The sequence below is a fragment of the Superficieibacter sp. genome (genome assembly GCF_032071645.1).
In the GTDB taxonomy this organism is placed as follows: Bacteria; Pseudomonadota; Gammaproteobacteria; order Enterobacterales; family Enterobacteriaceae; genus Superficieibacter.
The window spans coordinates 32,186-48,525 of record NZ_DAMAPU010000006.1 but is presented as its reverse complement, the minus strand read 5'-3'; the positions used below and the strand labels follow the sequence as shown (position 1 = coordinate 48,525).

The window sequence follows — 16,340 nt, the reverse complement described above, 5'->3', positions numbered from 1 at the left end:
CTCTTTATGATCGCGTTACGCGGCAAACTGACAATGAAACTCGCCCTGCTCGCAGGTAATATGCAGGCGTTGATACTGCTCATCACTGCGGCTGGCGGTTAGCAAAATTTGGCTCATCTGCGGAAGCAATGTGTTAGTAAGAATGGCGTCAACCATACGTCCGCCCGACTCGACTTCCGTACACCGTTGCACAATGTGTTGGATCACGCTGTCATCTATCTCTGAAATAATGCCGTGGTTTTCTTCAAGACGACGCTGAATGCGCTTCAATTGCAGACGCACAATTTGCGCCAGCATGTCATCGCTGAGCGGGTAATACGGCACCACCAGCAAACGCCCCAGTAGCGCAGGCGGGAAGACCTGTAATAACGGCTGACGCAGCGCGCTGCCCAGCGCTTCCGGCTCCGGGATTAAATCCGGGTCGGCGCACATAGCGCTAATCAGATCCGTGCCGACGTTGGAGGTCAGAATGATGATGGTATTGCGAAAATCGATATGCCGCCCTTCGCCATCCTCCATCCAGCCTTTATCAAAAACCTGGAAGAAAATCTCATGCACGTCGGGGTGCGCTTTTTCGATTTCATCAAGCAGCACCACGCTGTAAGGCCGCCGACGCACCGCCTCGGTTAACACGCCGCCCTCGCCGTAGCCGACGTATCCCGGAGGCGCGCCTTTGAGCGTGGATACGGTATGCGCTTCCTGAAACTCGCTCATGTTAATGGTGATGACGTTCTGCTCGCCGCCGTACAGCGATTCCGCCAGCGCCAGCGCGGTTTCAGTTTTGCCCACCCCGGAAGGACCGCAGAGCATGAAAACGCCCATCGGCTTATTAGGATCGTCAAGGCGCGCGCGCGATGTCTGGACGCGTTTCGCGATAAGCTCCAGCCCGTGACGCTGACCGATCACCCGCTGGTTGAGAGTGTCCGCCAGTTGCAGAACCGCGTCGATTTCGTTTTTAACCATTCGCCCCAGCGGAATGCCGGTCCAGTCAGAGACCACCGACGCGACCACGTTTTCATCGACGGCAGCGAACAGCAGCGGCGTTTCGCCCTGCAACTGCACCAGCGCCTGCTGTTTTTCCGCCAGCGCAGCGCGCAACGGCTCCTGGGCCGCTTCATCGTCCTGCGCGTGAAGCTGCGCACGGATATCAATAATCGCTTCGACCAGTTCGCGCTCCTGCTGCCAGCGCAGGGTCAGCGCGTCACGCTCCGCTCCACTCTGCTCGCGGGCGGCAATCAGGGTGGCGACACGCTCGCGGTTCCCCGCTCCGACTCTGGCTTCGCGCCCGGCGATGCCGATTTCCACCTCCAGCGCGGCAATGCGGTGCAGGCAATCTTCAAGCTGCGGCGGCGTGGCGCTCTGGCTGACCGCCACGCGGGCGCAGGCGGTGTCCAGCAGGGCAACGGCTTTGTCCGGCAACTGGCGGGCGGGAATATAACGGTGCGACAGCTTCACCGCCGCGTTGACTGCTTCATCCAGCAGCAGGACGCGATGATGCTTCTCCAGCGGGGAAACCGTGCTGCGCAGCATCAGAATGGCTTTTTCTTCGTCCGGCTCGTGAACCTGCACCGTCTGGAAACGGCGGGTCAGCGCCGGATCTTTCTCGATGTATTTTTTGTATTCGGCCCAGGTCGTCGCCCCGACGGTGCGCAGTTGCCCCCGCGCCAGCGCAGGTTTCAGCAGGTTGGCGGCATCGCCCGTTCCCTGTTGTCCACCCGCGCCGATCAGCGTATGGATCTCATCAATAAACAGCACAATCGGCGTGGCGCTGGACTGCACTTCGTTGATCAACGCCTGAAGACGCGCTTCGAATTCTCCTTTCATCCCGGCCCCGGCCTGCAACATGCCGATGTCCAGCAGCCAGAGCTGAATGTTTTTCAGCGGCTCCGGCACTTCACCGGCGGCGATCCGTAGCGCCAGCCCTTCGACCACGGCGGTTTTCCCCACCCCGGCTTCGCCGGTCAGCAGCGGATTGTTCTGCCGACGCCGCATCAGAATATCGACCATCTGGCGGATTTCCTCGTCGCGCCCGCTCACCGGATCGATTTTGCCCTCGCGCGCCCGCGCGGTCAGATCCTGTCCGTACTGCGCCAGCGTGCTTTGTCCGCCAGACATCAGCCCGCCGTCAGTCGGCGACGCGGCGGTCATGACCTGCCCGCTCTCTTTACTGTTGGCAAAAATGGTGTCGAACTGCTCCAGCAACGCATCGCCGTTGATATGGCTGAACTGCGGAGAAATACTTTTCAGGACGTTCGCCAGATTCCAGGTTTTCAGAATGCCCGCCAGCAGATGCCCACCGCGAATGCGGCTGACGCCGTATTTCAGCGAGCCGTAAACCCAGGCGCGCTCGACGGCGCTGTCGATGTGCTCGGAAAGATCGGATATGGAGGTTGCCCCGCGCGGCAGCGCATCCAGCGCCGCGACGATATCGCGCGTCAGCGCCTGCTCATCAAGGGAAAAATGACGTATCGCCTGCTGTAAATCGCCATCCTGCTGCTGCATCAGTTGATGGAGCCAGTGGACCAGCTCCACATAAGGATTTCCCCGCAGCTTACAAAATGCCGTTGCGCTCTCCAGCGAAGTAAATAACAGCGTATCCAGTTTGCCGAAGAGTACGGCGCGGCTGATTTCTGACATGATCGGTTCCGTTGATAAAATGATTTTTGATGACAGAAAAAAAGAGAACGCTATTTTTCTACCGGAAAAAGCAGGTCGCCACGCGCGCCCGGCTGAGGCTGACGGCCAAGCCAGGTGCTGTATCCCAGCCGCCCGCCGCCGCATAACGTTGCGCCTTGCACGGCTTCAGCCCGTAAGATGAGGCGCACGTCCCATTCATATTCAATACCCAGATACTGACGCACCCAGTCGCGCAGCGCCGTCAGCCAGGGTCCGTCCGGCAGGAAGCGCTGATAATCTTCCGCCGTCAGCGGTCCCAGCTCGATGCGGAATTTATGCTGCACGTCACGCACGGCGATCCCCAGAAATGCCGATTCGCCAAGCCGGGGCCGCCGCCTGCCCGCACCAAGCTGGGCCTGCTCGCGCACCGTCAGCGGCATCCACTGCGGCACATTGGTCACCAGCGTGACCGGCACGTTGAAATAATTGCGCAGAATTTTTTCCAGCCCTTCCGGGTCCCGGCTGTGCCGGGTGAGATGCCCGGCGTGGGTAAATCTCGCATGTTCGTCGAGGCTACCTTTTTCCATTTGCCCCGGCTGGCCCATGCCGATAAGCGACGCCAGATACGTCGCAAAGCGTTTATTGTCGTGGCGATCGAGGGAGACGGTAGGCTGCGCATCTGCCCACGCCCGGTAAAACAGCAGCGTCAGGCGATGGTGAAACAGATCGGCAAACGCGCTCAGGCTGTCATCCTGGTGATGATGGATCCGCTCACGAACGTATTCCGTGATATGCACCGGCAGCGGCCCGTTGGGGCCGAAAAGACCGAAACTGTGGATCGAAATCTCATGCAGGCCGCTTTTTTCCCGGCGGCTGACCGACGCCACCGTGGACGATGCAAAGCTCATCGACGGTTTCTGACCGATGCGCAGCGGTTCAAATTTCGGCAGCGGCGAGCGTCCCAACGGGTAGCGCTCGCCGCCCTGCGCATCAAGACGGCGCAGAAGCTGAAACAGATCGTAGCGCCACGGCGTTTGCATCATTTCGCGCCAGAAGTTTTCCGGCAGCGGAGTCAGCGGCGTTAACGGCGGCTCGATGTTCAGCGCGTCGCTCATATCAGCGCCCTTTTACCCATGCGCGGTTCCCAGTAGCCGATCTCCCCGCGCTGCTGACTTTTCAGCGTAAATTCCGTGAAGCTGTTTATCGACACCAGCCGGGAGAAAACGCGCTCCAGCACGCTGCCAAAAAGCCAGGGGCTGGAGCCGGAAAACGCCTGTTCATCGACCGTCAGCGTAATGCCAATCCCACGGGCAAAAACAATCGGCCCCGGTTCCGGGACGCGGCGGTGCACCGGTTTCAGCACGCAGTGGCGAATACCCTCGATCTGGCGGGCGATCGGCGTTTCGGCGAGGCTGGCATACAGCCCTAATAGCTGGCGCAGCGCTTCAGCGCCTTCACCCATTTCGCCGTCCATCAGGCTGAGGTAGTTCATCTGTAGCTGGCTTATCAGCCGCCAGGTGCTCAGCCCCTCCGCCAGCGCCGGACGCGGCTGCGTCGGCCCTTTCCGCAGGGTCAGATTTTTCACCGGTAGTGAATCCGGCAGCACAAATTGTCCCTGATCCTGTTGCAGCATCAGCGGCAGGTCGCGGCTGGTACACAGCACGTCGGCGGTGATATAGCGCAGATCTTCACCCCACGGCGCATGTTGCTCATCAACCAGCGAAACAAAAACTTCCGATCCCACGTAGCCGGTACGGGTGCCGTAGCGCAACGCATGTTCAGACAGCACGCGCTGTTCGCGACGCAGGGAAAAATAGGCCCCGTAGTCGCCCGCATCGCGGCTGAACGTGCTCCAGAAGGGGCGAAATTCCCGGTCATCGCGCTGACCGTCCGCGCTGCCGGAAATTTTATTCACCGCGTAAATTTCATAATCCAGCGGGCGGATGTTATCGACCACCAGATGATATTCATGCTGGCTGTCGCTGAGCTTTTGCCGGGCGGCAACTTTGGGAAACAGATTCACCACCGGCGTGCAGTGCAGCGCAAAATGACGGGCGTCAACCACCCGCTCCAGCAGTTCATCGCTCTTATCCAGCAGGATGATGATATCGAAGGTTTTTTCCCGATCGCAGCGGGCGATCAGCGGGCGCATTCCGCTCAGGCTCACAAAGCGGAAACGCGCCGGAAACGCGAAATATTCATGCAGCAGCCGGTAGCCGTCAAAATTGCGTAAGTCTTCCGGCAGCAGAGCCTGGCTGGACGCAAAGCCTTCCTGCTTCAGCGCGCGCTCGCCCAGCCACTGATGCTTCGGCTGGGGATCGACCGTCTGGCAGACAACGCCGACATGGTGCTCCATAACCAGTTCCAGCAGCTTATGCGCCTCAACGTCCGGGCCACTCAGAAAGAACTCCAGGCGGTCAAAATCCAGATGACCGAGATTTTGCGGGCCATCGCAGGCGATCCTGATCCGCAGCGCGCTGGAGGCTTCGCGCGGGCTGACGCCGGAGGTCGCCACAGGCAGATCCGCCGGAACGCCGCCCAGTTCCGCGCTCACGATTTTCACCGGCAGCAGGTTGACGTCGTGGGCGGTCATATAACTACAGGTGACGCCGGTTTTTTTCAGCGCCAGGCTGTCCATCATCGTGCCGCGCGGGACGACTACGCCGTTGCTCAGATCGCCTCTGCCGCTGTCCGGTTGCAGTTCGGCAATCGCCATCGACGGCGTGGGCGCGAGGTAGTTAGGGGCGATCATCTCCAGCAGACGCTGGGAAAAGCGCGGAAATTCGGCGTCCATTTTTAACTGCACGCGCGAGGTGAGGAAGGCAAACCCTTCCATCAGTCTTTCAACGTAGGGGTCGGCGACTTCAATGCCACGCATACCCAACCGTCCGGCGACTTTCGGGTAGCGCTCGGCGAACTCGGCCCCCATTTCGCGCAAATACGCCAGCTCCCGGTTGTAATATTCGAGCAGTTTATTTTCCATGCTTACCCCGCATCACGCAGTTCGAAATGCCCGTTTTCCAGATCCACATCGGTGCGAAATAAAAACTCCAGCGGATAAGGCACGCACCACAGACGACCTTTAATTTCAATCGACAATACGTTGTGCAGATCCAGCGAGGCGGTATCGGAAATGCAGCGCACCTGTAATCCCTGCGGCAGAATGCGCGGCTCAAAATGAATGATCGCTTCGGTCAGCTTGTGCTGAATATCCTGCCATTCGATATCCGACATCCGCTTGCCCGCCAGCGGCGCGACGCCGAAGTTCACCACCGACCGGCTGACCTGCGGCAGCGTGCTCAGATCGAGGGACGCATCCTGATTGATGGTGTTAAACAGCCACTGCAAATCACGCAGCACCTGCTGGCGCAGCAGGGTATGGGACATTAAATTGCTGTTGACCGGCTCACGCGGTTTGTCCGGTTCGTTATCGGTCAGACGGTCGAGCAGCGACGGCTGGAGTTTATCCCGCGTCGTGACCCGGTCCTGTTTACTGCGGGCGCGCCAGCCGCTGTGCAGCAGGCTGCCGTCATTCGCGGGTTTATTCATGCGCATCGTCGCCTGCGGCAAACGTCACGAGGCTTAACGTCAGCAGCGGAATTTCCGTCTGGTCATTGAGCCAGACTTTTTGCCCTGCGCCCTGCCACAGCGTTTCATCGTCATCCAGCGGCTGCCATTCCGTGGTTTTCGCCAGTTTCAGGCGGTCGCTGGCGTCGGCGGCCAGCGGATAACGGGCCGGGATCTGACACACCTGTTCAGTGCCGTCGGTTAACTGCACCAGCGCATGCCGCCATATCAGGTCAGTCACGCTGGCGGGCGGCTGAAAGCGGATCAAAGCAATGGCGGTAAACGGCAGCCAGAAATAACGTCCGTTCACGATGGCTTCGCATACCGGTCCGAAACGGGCGTCTCCGTCCATCAGCCAGTCGAAAGCGTGGGTATCGTCACCCTCCAGGCAATACTCTCCCGGATCCGCCTGCGCCTCATCAAAAGCGGCGAGGCGTAGCGCGCTGGCCTCTTTATCGGGCTGCGCCAGCGCCGAGGCCAGCGGGGTAAGCCACGGCCACTGCGCCTCCGGCATCGCCGGGCGAGCCTGCCCTGCCAGCACTTTTTCGCGCTGCTGTTCACCCTCAATGGCCTGCTCAAGCAGCGTGACCGTCGGCGCAGCCTGCGGCTTCAGCGCCCGCCAGGATTTAAGCTGGGTCAACGCCCGCGCCCAGTTGCCGTCGAGCGCTAAAAACTGGACAAACGCCGCGCGCAGATCGGCATCGGCGGGACGGGTTTTGATCGCCGTTTCCAGGCGCTGTAAAGCCGATTCCAGCGATTCACCCACCAGTTGTTGATAAAGCGTATTCATCGCGAATCCTTAGTGAGCCGCGCGCCATGCGCCAACGGCGGGGTTACGTAACTGCGGGCGCAGCGCGTCAATCAGCACGATATTGGGACGAACGTCAGGCGCAAACCACGGCGTCCACGCCCGGCTGACCGCGTCCAGCCGCTCACGCAGCCGCGTCTGATCGCTGGCCTGCTCGCGGGTCACTTCCAGCGCGATGGTGCCGGTATTTTTCCAGCTATTGGTCGCCGAGGAATACGGCAGGATCAGCCAGCTTTGATCGGCATTCTCAGTGCGGATAATCATCCGTTCGTTATTCACGGTGGTGATCAGCAGCTTGTTAAAATCGCCCTTGTCGCTCAGACCGGCGACCGGGAAACCGTGTACGAAGGAAAGCGTTATCGCGTTATCGGCCCCCTGACTTTGCTGCGTGACCACGCTGTGACCACTCAGCCAGTTGCCTTTTTCGCAGCGGCTGGCGTCGGAGGCGGGAATAAACAGTGCCGGTGCCTGCGCGCCGCCCTGCCAGTAGGTGCGCAGGCGGCAGCCATCCTGAAGCATGAATTCCTGCCACGGCGTGCGGTCAGCCGCAGGCGACAGCGTTTCCGGGTGCTCGTCCGGCAGCGTCCAGCCCGCGCTAACCGGCGGGGCCGCTGGTGTCGCCGGGGTCGCTGGCGTTTCACTGACGCTGACCGCCCAGTCTTTGGCCTTCGCCGCCGAGCCATGCGCCAGCGTTTTGTTTTGCGGATCGGTTAAGGTCCAGTTCACCTGGCGCAGCTTGCCGCACTGATTTTCCAGTAGCGATCCCAGCCGGGGCATAAAGTTATCGAGGATAGCGACGTCTTTATTGCCGTTCGCCACGATCCGCAGGTCGAGATCCTGCGCGCACCAGCTCTGCGCGGTGGTGCCCTGAATATCGTCGATCCACACATCCAGCTTTTGCGAAGGCGACTGAACGATCCGGTAGTTCTCCGCCTGCACGGTCGTCGCCGCCATCATCAGCGCCAGACCCGATAGCCAATATTTCATAGGATTCCTTGTGTGCCTTATCAATCAAGAAGAGGAAAAAACTGGGCTGCTTCAGAGACGGTATGCAGCAGGGTGGTCTCATGCGGACTCCCCATCCATACCGCGACGGCGCTGTAGTTATCCTGCGCGCCTTTTGCCTCATCGCCGTTTTTTTGAATGAGCTGATTCATCAGCGTGAGCCACTCCTGCGGCGTGTTGACCATATGCAGCGACTGCTTCATCTGCTCTTCGCTGACGCCGTGCCAGAAGCCATCGGTGCAGAGTAAAAAAACGTCGCCGTCTTCCAGCGGGACGATATCGCTGTAGCTGGCTTCCGGTCCGCCGTTCGCCATCCCCAGCGCCAGATAAAGCAGGTTGCTGTTGATATCGTCCGTCTGGTGCCCCGCGTCTTTCATCTGCTGCACCAGGCTGTGATCGGTGGTGACGTGGTAAAGCCAGCCGCGACGGAAGAGATACAGCCGACTGTCGCCCGCGTGCGCCCAGTAGGCCAGCCGATAGTCGCGGTCGATAAACAGGCTGACCAGCGTCGTTCCCATCCGGTGATAATCCTGCACCGCCTGCTGTTCGCTGATAATGGCGCGGTTGGCTTCCTGAACGTAATGGCGAATGTATTGCGCATTCAGATGGCTGGCTCCGTCGAAACGGGAGAGGATCGTATCGCGGGCAAGCTCTGCGGCAACGTGTCCGCCCGGCAGTCCCGCCACGCCGTCGCAAACCAGAAAGCAGGCGGAGCGCTCTCCGATGGTTTCTCCCGTCTGATCCTGATTGCTGGCGCGGGTTCCCTGGCGGGAGAGAGAAGCCGTTGTGATATTCATTATTCTTCCGATCCGCTCTGTGAGTCTTTGTACTGATTCACTTCCATATCGTAGGCATGGAGGAACGCTTCACCGAACAGGGTGTGGAAATCGTCTTCAATTTCCCCCGCCGTTTCGCCATAGCTGCGCACAAAGTAATCCCACAGCGCGGCTTTACGGCTGCCCGGCAGAGACAGCCGCGAGGTCGCGCCATCGTGCTTCGCCTGCTCTTCCAGTTGTTCAGGATTAAAAGACTGCAACATCGCGGCGATAATCGCGCGAATACCGGCAATCATCCCCAACTGGTGCGCCTGGAGGTCGATCAGCGCATCGCGCACCGATTTTTTCGGCGGCATAAACCCCGGCATCCGGGTGCCAAACATCTGCATCAGGACGGTTTTACCGGAGGGCAATAGCTTGAAAGGGTTGTTAGCGTCTTCCAGCACCATCGTCATGTCGGCTTTCACGCCCCGCTTGAGGATCGAGCGTGAGGAGAGCAGCGCCACGGTGCCCTGAGAAAACATGCTTAGCATCTGCCCCAGCTGACGCATATTTTCGCGGTCGAACTGCGGCACCGGCTGCATATCGCCCAGCCCCATACCTTCGATCAGGGCCTCCAGCAGTTCCCCCTGCAAGACCACGCCGTCGGCGGTAGGCTGCTGCGCATGGGCGCTCTGCACCGGGTCAATGCCCAGCCGTCCTTTCGGTGGCTGAGCGGTGTTACGGGCGACGGCCTGCGGAGTCGGCAGGACGATGCCCGAATAATCCGTCGGTTCGCGCGGCTCCGGCTCCGGCGTCGGGGGGACGTCAGGGGCTGGCTCTTCGGTAAACAGCGGCGAGGCGTGCAGCGGTTCGTCCTGTGCCGGGGCGTCGTGCTGCGCAATGTCAGCCTGCGGCGCGTCTTTCGGCGGCTCATTCGCGCCCGGTGAAGCGGTCTGCGGATCGATATCGTCAGGATGAGTTAGCGGCGCACCGCCCAACAGCCCCAGCGGATCGTCATGACGCGCGGCAGGGCTGCTGGCCGAACCGCTGAACAGCGCCAGCGGATCGAGTTCATCATGCGGATCTTCTTTTGGCGGCGCGGGCTGCACGGCGGGTTTATCCACCGGCGGCACCAGCGTGGAAGGCGTCGCGTCATCGAAAATGCTGTCATTTTTAAACAGCGCGTCATCGTTGAACAGCTTGTCGGTTTCCACGTTTTTACGCTCGAATAACGGCTCGTCGTCGTTAAACAGCGCCAGCGGATCTTCGGCATTACGCTCCGGCTCTTTCGGCGCGCTGAAGGGATCGGCGTCGGGAGCAGGCTGCGGTCGGGAACGGCTGCTGGAAATGCTGTCGGAGATCGAAAACTCCTGCATCAGACTGTCCCAGATTTCTACCGGCACCGCCGTCGGTCCGGTATCGCTCGTCGGCTGTGCGGCTGGCGGCGGCGTGACGCTTTTCGGTGCGGCGCTCGCCGGACGGCTTACCGGCTGCTGGCCCGCGTTCAGCGCGGTGACTTCAAGGCGGTAATCGTCAATGTCGAGCACGTCACCGTCCTGCAACTCAACCTGGCGGCCGCGCTCCAGCGGAATATCATTCAGCACCACGCGGGTCACGTTGCCACGGTTGGTGATACGGCACTCCCCGGCAGCATCAACGTGAACAATCGCCTGTAAACGGGAAATAGTCCGGTCATTGTCCGGCAGCACCAGATTGTTATCCGTGCCGCGGCCAATAGTGCCACCCGGCGCATAAAAATCGCAGTGGCTCTGAGGCGGTTGATGGCCTGCTTTAGTCGAAATAATCGTGAATCGCATAGCGTATTCCTGCTGGTATGATTGGCGCTCAAACGGCGACGCTCTCATGAAAAGCGGCGGCGTTTGCTGGCAAACAGCACGGGATGTGGGTCAAAAATTCACGCCGTAAAAGAGTGACCGGAACACGGGGTTCCGGTCATAACAAAGGACGAACGATTACGCTTCTTTGTTTTCTTTGATGTTCCAGCCGGAGCTGCTTTCAGCGCCTTTACCACCGGCAGACGTCTGTTCCCAGTACTGCTGTTTCACTTTCGCCGCCTGGAATGCGTAGGTCACGCCCACGGTGTCGCCGTTGTCGGCACCGGTATACTGAATGGACGTTACCAGCACGTCTTCAAGGGTAATACGCGCGTATTCCACCTGCTGACCGCCCGCTTTACAGACGGACAATTCAATTTTGGTCAGATGCTTACCGCTGGAGCAGTGCTTCAGGATGGCCGTCGTGGATTTGTCGATCAGCGCGTTAACGTGCAGATCGTTAAAATTCACTTTACCGGCACCGCCGCCACCGCCAACGCTCATATTTCCCGGCTGGGATGCGCCCCAGGAGAAAGAGGTAATATCAGTCCAGCCGGTGTGGTTAGAATCTTTCGATTCACCCGTTACACCATCAACCTTCAGGAACATATCAATAGCCATAATATTTACTCTTCGTTAATGGAAATTATTGCTTTAGGAAAAGCGCTAATACACAAAATCATTCAAATTGCCTACAGGCGATAAGTAAATGGCTCCCCGGAAATATATCACCGGAGTTAACGTGCAGGCAGATTGAAGGATGAAGTGTATATGGCAAGCAGGAAAGCATGGGGCCGAATAAAACCGTCCATATTTTACCTCTGCCTCTTATCAAATAGATAACTGCCCTATTCGATAATTCTTGTCTTTCATTGCTGTTACATGAAAGGCTGTATTCTTATTACGCGCCGCGAAACGGCCAGCGGGAGTTATTTCAGCTCCCAGAACCATATTTCCCGGCAGGTGGGGTAACAGTCGGAATGACATTCCAGATGATTCCCCTCGGTTTCTACCAGATCGATATGCCCGCCGCCGTAGCCTTCAATAGCGTTAAAAAACACCACGCCGGTCCGGTTCTTCAGCGACTGGCTGGCCTCCTGCGGCTTGTGGAAAATTTCCGGCCAGCCGAAGGCGCTGGCTTTCACTAGCTGGTCGGCAAGTAACTTCGCGCCGGGTTCGATTTTCTTGCCTTTAAACGCGCCGCCCTTGAGCAGCATCCGTCCCTGAAAAGGAACGCCACATTTTAGCAGGGCAAGGCTCATGCGCACCGCGCAGGTGTTGTAATACGGAGAAGTATCTTTGGTCAGCTCCTGGACCTCTTTTTCGGAGAAGCCCAGTTGCGTATATAACGCGGTGGGTGACAGATAATTCGCTTTGGTCGAATTAGAAGAATAATGATTCTGCTTTAACTGATTATACAGTGGCTTCATTTATTATTTTCCTTTTCGCAGGGAAAGTGTTTTTCCAGCGCTTCAAGAAGCAGCTTAGAGGCTTTTTCCTGGAGGCGCTCGGCGGGTAATTTAGAGATATATTCATAGCTCCATTCACGCAGGGTGCCTATTTTCGCGCGTTTATAGCTGCACCATACTTTCCCTTCGGTGGCATCCGCCACGCCCAGCATATACATATCTGCGCTGCGTTGATCCTGCGGGTAGCTGTCCGGCGTCAACGACTTCAGATATTTTTCGCCGGTCAGATTCATATCATTGCGCTGGAGCAAACCCGGCTCGCCGGTGAACGGATCTGTCGGGACAGTCTTTTGTGCCAGCGCAGGAGCGGATAACACCACGGCGCTTAAAAGGGATGCCAGCACATATCCAGTGAATTTTATGGTCATAGTTTACCCAAATGTGGTTGTCTGGCCGGATGCGACGCTCCGGCCAGCGCGGTTATGCCTCTTTCGTTTTCAGCGAGGGCAGCTTAGAGACCAGACGCAGGGAAACGGTCAGCCCTTCCAGCTGGTAGTGCGGACGCAGGAAGAATTTCGCCGTGTAATAGCCGGGGTTATCTTCGATTTCCTGCACCTGAACTTCAGCGGCGGCCAGCGGTTTGCGGGCTTTGGTTTCCTGCGAAGAGTTCGCCGGGTCGCCGTCCACGTAGTTCATCACCCAGTCGTTAAGCCAGCGTTCCATGTCTTCGCGCTCGCGGAAGGAGCCGATTTTGTCGCGCACGATGCATTTAAGATAGTGCGCAAAGCGGCAGCAGGCGAAGAGGTAAGGCAAACGCGCGGCAAGGCGGGCGTTCGCCGTGGCGTCAACATCATGATATTCAGCGGGCTTTTGCAGCGACTGCGCGCCAATAAACGCCGCGAAATCCGAGTTTTTGCGGTGGATCAACGGGATAAAGCCGTTCTTCGCCAGTTCCGCCTCACGACGGTCACTGATGGCAATTTCGGTCGGGCATTTCATATCCACGCCGCCATCATCGCTGGGGAAGGTGTGGCACGGCAAATTTTCTACCGCTCCGCCGGATTCCACGCCGCGAATAGACGTACACCAGCCAAACTCTTTAAAAGAGCGGTTGATGTTGGTCGCCATCGTGTAGGCGGCGTTGGCCCAGGTGTAATTATTGTGGTTCGCGCCGTCGGTTTCTTCTTCGAAATCAAAAGCGTCTACCGGATTAGTGCGGATGCCGTAAGGTAAACGCGACAGGAAGCGCGGCATCACCATGCCGAGATAACGCGCATCTTCCGACTCGCGCAGCGAACGCCAGGCGGCATATTCAGTGTTCTGGAATATTTTGGTCAGATCGCGCGGGTTGGACAGTTCCTGCCAGCTCTCCATTTGCATCACGCCAGGTGCCGTCCCGGTGATGAACGGGCAGTGCGCGGCAGCGCCGATGCGCGCCATTTCGCCAAGCAGCTCCACATCCTGCGGGCTGTGATCGAAATAGTAGTCGCCGACGATACAGCCAAACGGCTCACCGCCGAACTGCCCGTATTCCTGCTCGTAGATCTTTTTGAAGACAGGGCTTTGATCCCAGCCCACGCCTTTATAGCGCTTCAGGGTGCGGCCCAGCTCGTTGCGGGAGATGCTCATAAAGCGGATTTTCAGCATCTCGTCCGTTTCGGTATTGTTGACCATGTAATTCAGGCCGCGCCATGCGCTTTCCAGCGTCTGGAATTCAGCATGGTGAATAATCTGGTTCACCTGCTTAGAAAGCTGTTCATCAATGCCCGCGATTAAATTCTGGATCGTCCGGTAGGTATCACTGGAAAAGGTCACCGTATTTTCCAGCGCCTGTTGCGCCAGGGTCTTGACCGCGCTCTCGACTGCCGAGCGGGCCTGATCGGTTTTCGGGCGAAACTCTTTGTTTAGCAGCGAACTGAATTCATCCTGGCTGAACGCCTGCCCGGATTGCTGCTCGTGTTGTTGAGAAGGATTGCTCATCAATTACTCCTCATTCCCTTTTTCGCGGGTTTGATTATCAGGCATCTGGCTCAGCGATTTGAGCAGGGTGGGATCCTGGAGGATTTTGGCGATTAGCTCTTCCGCGCCGTTTTTACCGTCCATATAGGTCAGCAGATTGGAAAGCTGGGTGCGCGCTTCCAGGAGTTTGTTCAGCGGTTCGACATGACGGGCTACGGCATCCGGTAAAAAATCGTCCATGCTTTCGAAGGTCAAATCGACGTTCAGCTTGCCTTCGCCGGTCAGCGTGTTATCCACCTGAAACGCCACGCGCGGCTTCAGCGCCTTCATACGCTCATCAAAGTTATCAATATCGATATCGAGGAATTTACGCTCTTCAATCGGCGGCAGGTTATCGACCGGCTTTCCCACCAGATCGGCCATGACGCCCATCACGAACGGCAGTTCGATTTTGCGTTCCGCACCGTAAACTTCTACGTCGTACTCGATTTGTACGCGGGGCGCGCGGTTGCGTGCGATAAATTTCTGCCCACTGTTTCTCGTTGCCATGCTGTTCTCCATCGGGTATGCGCGGTGAAGGTTGAACCGCAGCGCTGCACGCGGCGGCTATAATGCCTGGACGTGCTATTCGCGGCGTCCAAAGATATTTTCCAGTTGATTAACGCCGTCCGGCGCGAGATCGCGAATAATGTCCATGAAATCAAGTTCAATCAGCCGCTGCACCCGTTCAATCATCAGCGGTGCCGGGTGGCTGGGTTCATACTGTGAGAAATACTGTTTTGCCTTCTCAAGCATGAGTTGCGCATCGGCCCGTGAAGCGACCTGCGCACTGCGCCAGTCCGCCGCAGGTCTGGCGACGGCAGCGGCCGGGCCTGGTGCGCTTTCCTGCACGCCGCCGCTCTCCTCACCGGAGGGCAGCAGGCTTAAAACATCGGTCGCCTGGCACGCGCTGGCAATCGTTCTGACCGTTTTCTGCAACTGATGCATTTCCGGTGCGCCGCTTTCACCCAGATGCCCGGTGAGCAGTTCGCGGATGGTTTGCAGGCGCTCGTCGATCTGCACTATCGCCTCAATGCCAGGCTGGTTGCCGCGCGCCAGTTCATCAATCAGTCGGGGGCGGCCGCCGGGATAGTCCGGGCACTCGTTTTTCGTGCCGTCCAGCAACGCTTGGGCGTCGCGCAGTGATAAATCATCCCCGTTGCTGCGCAGTAGCGATGCATTGCGCAGCGCGGCCGTTAATGCCGATTTATCGCCCAGCGCTGCCAGCGCATTGATGCGATAAAAGGGATCGGTTTCGCCGTTCTCTTCCAGCGGCGGATGAAGTGAGTCCCAGTAGAGCGACAGCGCCTGCTGAAGCAGCAGAATGCCGTCGGCGTAGCCCGCCAGCCCCCGACGTTTGGTCCAGGCGTGGGTCAAAAACAATATCACCCGAATATCTTTTGTCCGCGCCAGCAAACTGACCGCCAGCTTTTCCACCGTCATCCAGTCCGCTGGCTCTGCCGGGATGATGGTGTCGCCAAACTGCTGTTCGGCTTTGCCCTGGGTCGCCTGCTCCATCGCCTGATAATCAGCGTCGTATTCGAGGTTTTCGCCACAGGGATGTTCCGGGCTTACCGGCGTCAGAAAGTCGTTAATATTCATGGCGTACCTGTTTATTCAAACATAGGGGGATAAAGCCCGTGCCGTCCGGGGCGCGATCCGCCTGCGGGCGCAAACAGCAGCGTAAAAAGCTGCCCGGTAAAGTTGCCGCTGTGAACGTGCGTGTAGAGGGGGTAGCCGTCGCAACGATTGGTCCACCAGAAGCTGGTCTGACGCTGCGGATCGAAACACTCCGCCGCCTGCGGCCAGCTCAGACCGCTGAAGTCCTCGCCCGAATAGCCAATCACATCCAGAATTTCCGGGTGCCGGACCGACTCCACCGGCTGCGGGGTCGGAATGGCAAGCAGCGTCTGGTCAAGCTGGTCGGCCGAAAAGCTGTTACGCACGGCGTACAGCAATGCCCGCCCCAGAGGCTGATACCAGTTGTCCGCCTGTGCCAGCAGGTGCGCAGACCACTCTGACGGGTTAAAGGCAATCTGGGCGCACAGCGGATACTGACGCCCGACGCTGTCGCGCGCCGGGATCAGACAGCCCATCTGTACCATCTGGCTGCCGAGCATCGGCGGCACCAGAAAGTTCCACACTGGCGCTTTGCTAAACTGCCGCTCGCCGCTGCGTAGCTCTTCCTGTTGCCAGGCCAGCAGCCCGACCTGAAACCAGTGCGACCACTGGCGCTGTATTACGTCAGGAAAGCGACGCTGTAAAAAATCACCGGCGCTGGGCAGTTTTCCGTACCAGCTATAAGCATTTATCGCAGGAGTATTCGTCATACGGCTATCCTTGC

At 58.5% G+C, this 16,340-nt stretch carries 15 protein-coding genes; all 15 read right to left on the bottom strand.

The window, feature by feature from the left end; translation table 11 throughout:
• Nucleotides 1–15: 15 nt before the first annotated feature.
• The gene (tssH, locus tag RT197_RS13135; RefSeq protein ID WP_312951347.1) at nucleotides 16–2,637 is read right to left on the bottom strand and encodes a type VI secretion system ATPase TssH; all 2,622 of its coding nucleotides are present in this window, start codon (nucleotides 2,635–2,637) and stop codon (nucleotides 16–18) included.
• A gap of 50 nt (nucleotides 2,638–2,687) precedes the next feature.
• Nucleotides 2,688–3,731 carry a type VI secretion system baseplate subunit TssG gene (tssG, locus tag RT197_RS13130; RefSeq protein ID WP_312951344.1) on the bottom strand — a complete coding sequence of 348 codons (1,044 nt, stop codon included), beginning with the start codon at nucleotides 3,729–3,731 and terminating at the stop codon, nucleotides 2,688–2,690.
• Complete coding sequence (gene tssF, locus RT197_RS13125) at nucleotides 3,728–5,599, bottom strand: type VI secretion system baseplate subunit TssF (protein ID WP_312951341.1); 1,872 nt, start codon at nucleotides 5,597–5,599, stop codon at nucleotides 3,728–3,730. The genes tssG and tssF overlap by 4 nt, the downstream gene beginning before the upstream one ends.
• A 2-nt stretch (nucleotides 5,600–5,601) precedes the next feature.
• Nucleotides 5,602–6,165 carry a type VI secretion system baseplate subunit TssE gene (gene tssE / locus RT197_RS13120; RefSeq protein ID WP_312951338.1) on the bottom strand — a complete coding sequence of 188 codons (564 nt, stop codon included), beginning with the start codon at nucleotides 6,163–6,165 and terminating at the stop codon, nucleotides 5,602–5,604.
• The gene (locus RT197_RS13115) at nucleotides 6,158–6,973 is read right to left on the bottom strand and encodes a type VI secretion system accessory protein TagJ (protein WP_312951336.1); all 816 of its coding nucleotides are present in this window, start codon (nucleotides 6,971–6,973) and stop codon (nucleotides 6,158–6,160) included. Before RT197_RS13115 ends, tssE begins: the two co-directional genes overlap by 8 nt.
• A gap of 9 nt (nucleotides 6,974–6,982) precedes the next feature.
• Entirely contained in the window at nucleotides 6,983–7,978 is a 996-nt protein-coding gene (locus tag RT197_RS13110) for a hypothetical protein (RefSeq protein WP_312951333.1), read from the bottom strand.
• Nucleotides 7,979–7,998: 20 nt separating this feature from the next.
• Nucleotides 7,999–8,793 (bottom strand): protein phosphatase 2C domain-containing protein, encoded by a 795-nt coding sequence (locus RT197_RS13105; RefSeq protein ID WP_312951330.1) that lies wholly within the window; start codon nucleotides 8,791–8,793, stop codon nucleotides 7,999–8,001.
• A complete protein-coding gene (tagH, locus tag RT197_RS13100; protein ID WP_312951329.1) occupies nucleotides 8,793–10,571 on the bottom strand; it encodes a type VI secretion system-associated FHA domain protein TagH in 1,779 nt (592 codons plus the stop codon). Before tagH ends, RT197_RS13105 begins: the two co-directional genes overlap by 1 nt.
• Before the next feature lie 156 nt (nucleotides 10,572–10,727).
• A complete protein-coding gene (locus RT197_RS13095) occupies nucleotides 10,728–11,210 on the bottom strand; it encodes a type VI secretion system tube protein Hcp (RefSeq protein WP_312951326.1) in 483 nt (160 codons plus the stop codon).
• Nucleotides 11,211–11,518: 308 nt separating this feature from the next.
• On the bottom strand, nucleotides 11,519–12,019 hold the full coding sequence (locus RT197_RS13090; protein ID WP_312951323.1) for a T6SS effector amidase Tae4 family protein: 501 nt from the start codon (nucleotides 12,017–12,019) through the stop codon (nucleotides 11,519–11,521).
• The gene (locus tag RT197_RS13085; protein WP_312951320.1) at nucleotides 12,016–12,402 is read right to left on the bottom strand and encodes a Rap1a/Tai family immunity protein; all 387 of its coding nucleotides are present in this window, start codon (nucleotides 12,400–12,402) and stop codon (nucleotides 12,016–12,018) included. Before RT197_RS13085 ends, RT197_RS13090 begins: the two co-directional genes overlap by 4 nt.
• A gap of 76 nt (nucleotides 12,403–12,478) precedes the next feature.
• Nucleotides 12,479–13,978 carry a type VI secretion system contractile sheath large subunit gene (gene tssC, locus RT197_RS13080; RefSeq protein WP_312951318.1) on the bottom strand — a complete coding sequence of 500 codons (1,500 nt, stop codon included), beginning with the start codon at nucleotides 13,976–13,978 and terminating at the stop codon, nucleotides 12,479–12,481.
• A gap of 3 nt (nucleotides 13,979–13,981) precedes the next feature.
• Complete coding sequence (tssB, locus tag RT197_RS13075; protein WP_312951317.1) at nucleotides 13,982–14,506, bottom strand: type VI secretion system contractile sheath small subunit; 525 nt, start codon at nucleotides 14,504–14,506, stop codon at nucleotides 13,982–13,984.
• Between the two features lie 75 nt (nucleotides 14,507–14,581).
• Nucleotides 14,582–15,598, bottom strand: coding sequence for a type VI secretion system protein TssA (tssA, locus tag RT197_RS13070; RefSeq protein WP_312951315.1), 1,017 nt, complete (start codon nucleotides 15,596–15,598; stop codon nucleotides 14,582–14,584).
• An 11-nt stretch (nucleotides 15,599–15,609) separates the two neighbouring features.
• Nucleotides 15,610–16,326 carry a type VI secretion system-associated protein TagF gene (tagF, locus tag RT197_RS13065; RefSeq protein ID WP_312951313.1) on the bottom strand — a complete coding sequence of 239 codons (717 nt, stop codon included), beginning with the start codon at nucleotides 16,324–16,326 and terminating at the stop codon, nucleotides 15,610–15,612.
• Between the last annotated feature and the right edge of the window lie 14 nt (nucleotides 16,327–16,340).